3 protein-coding genes and 1 pseudogene are annotated in these 1,578 nt (G+C 41.0%); all 4 read right to left on the bottom strand.

Annotated elements, in window-relative coordinates:
* On the bottom strand, positions 1–264 hold a 264-nt coding region (locus O9300_RS05320; RefSeq protein WP_287970434.1), incomplete at its 3' end, for a DUF4164 family protein.
* 84 nt (positions 265–348) lie between these two features.
* Positions 349–747 (bottom strand): DUF4164 family protein, encoded by a 399-nt coding sequence (locus tag O9300_RS05315; protein WP_012267215.1) that lies wholly within the window; start codon positions 745–747, stop codon positions 349–351.
* 84 nt (positions 748–831) lie between these two features.
* The gene (locus O9300_RS05310) at positions 832–1,251 is read right to left on the bottom strand and encodes a DUF4164 family protein (RefSeq protein ID WP_287970431.1); all 420 of its coding nucleotides are present in this window, start codon (positions 1,249–1,251) and stop codon (positions 832–834) included.
* An 84-nt stretch (positions 1,252–1,335) separates the two neighbouring features.
* Positions 1,336–1,578: pseudogene (locus O9300_RS05305) on the bottom strand (DUF4164 domain-containing protein); the annotation flags it as partial.

Raw genomic sequence — 1,578 nt, 5'->3', positions numbered from 1 at the left:
CCGTACCGTTAATCCCTCGACTTTCTCATCTAATACTTTAATATCGCCTTTTAACTCTGCTTTGAGTTCGGCCTGTCCGATTTCTAATTTGGTTAGCCGGTCTTCTACCTTGTCAAATCTCTCATCTACCTTGTCAAATCTGTCATTCATCCGTTTTTCAAGGGAGTCGATTTTCTCATCCATCCGTTTTTCCAGGGAGTCGATTTTACTCTCAATCCTAGTTAGGACAGCTTCTAGGGAATAGGTGACAGTTTCGTTAGACATTTTGCTATACTCCTATAGATTTTTGAGTTTTTGATAGCCATTTATTATAATCCTAAGGGCTGTAACCGTTTCTAGGAGACACTTTTAGGGATTGGGGAAAAAACCGAAAAGTTTAGCAGCACCTCCCAGGACAGCAACCACCAAAGCTATCAGAATCCCCCGGTTGGTGAACTCCTGATAACCAACCCGTACCGTTAATCCCTCGATTTTCTCGTCTAATACTTTAATATCGCCTTTTAACTCTCCCTTAAGTTCGGCCTGTCCGATTTCTACTTTGGTTAGCCGGTCTTCTACCTTATCAAATCTCTCATCCATCCGTGTTTCAAGGGAGTCGATTTTCTGATTGACATCTTTTTGCAAGGTATCGATTTTCTGATTGACATCTTTTTGCAGGGTATCGATTTTCTGGTTGACTTCTTTGATGCTGTCTTTAATTTCCTTAAGGACCGATTCTAGGGAATAGGTGACGGTTTCGTTAGACATTTGCTATACTCCTATGGGGTTTTCGGGTTTTTGATAGCCATTTATTATAATCCTAAGGCAAGTAATCGTTTCTAGGGGCCAGTTCTAGGGATTGGGGAAAAAACCAAAAAGTTTAGCAGCACCTCCCAAGACAGCAACCACCAAAGCTATCAGAATCCCCCGGTTGGTAAATTCCTGATAAGCAACCCGTACCGTTAATCCCTCGATTTTCTCATCTAATACTTTAATATCGCCTTTTAACTCTCCCTTGAGTTCGGCCTGTCCGATTTCTACTTTGGTGAGCCGGTCATCTACCTTGTCAAATCTCTCATCTACCTTGTCAAATCTCTCATCCATCCGTTTTTCAAGGGAGTCGATTTTTTGATTGACATCTTTTTGCAAGGTATCGATTTTCTGATTGACATCTTTTTGCAAGGTATCGATTTTCTGATTGACTTCTTTGATGCTGTCTTTAATTTCCTTAAAGACCGATTCTAGGGAATAGGTGACAGTTTCGTTAGACATTTTGCTATACTCCTATAGATTTTTGAGTTTTTGATAGCCATTTATTATGATCATAAGGCCTCTAGCCTTGCCTAGGAGCCACTTTTAGGGATTAGGGAAAAAACCAAAAAGTTTAGCAGCACCTCCCAAGACAGCAACCACCAAAGCTATTAGAATCCCCCGGTTGGTGAACTCCTGATAAGCAACCCGTACCGTTAATCCCTCGACTTTCTCATCTAATACTTTAATATCGCCTTTTAACTCTGCTTTGAGTTCGGCCTGTCCGATTTCTAATTTGGTTAGCCGGTCTTCTACCTTGTCAAATCTCTCATCTACCTTGTCAAATCT

Source organism: Microcystis sp. LE19-195.1E (assembly GCF_027532095.1).
In the GTDB taxonomy this organism is placed as follows: domain Bacteria; phylum Cyanobacteriota; class Cyanobacteriia; order Cyanobacteriales; family Microcystaceae; genus Microcystis; species Microcystis aeruginosa.
Note: the sequence above shows the minus strand (reverse complement) of the source record. Positions and strands in the feature narration are given on the sequence as shown.

Coding starts and splice junctions, on each gene's coding strand:
- O9300_RS05310 (WP_287970431.1), bottom strand. CDS start 1,251: ATGTCTAACGAAACTGTCACCTATTCCCTAGAATCGGTCTTTAAGGAA.
- O9300_RS05315 (WP_012267215.1), bottom strand. CDS start 747: ATGTCTAACGAAACCGTCACCTATTCCCTAGAATCGGTCCTTAAGGAA.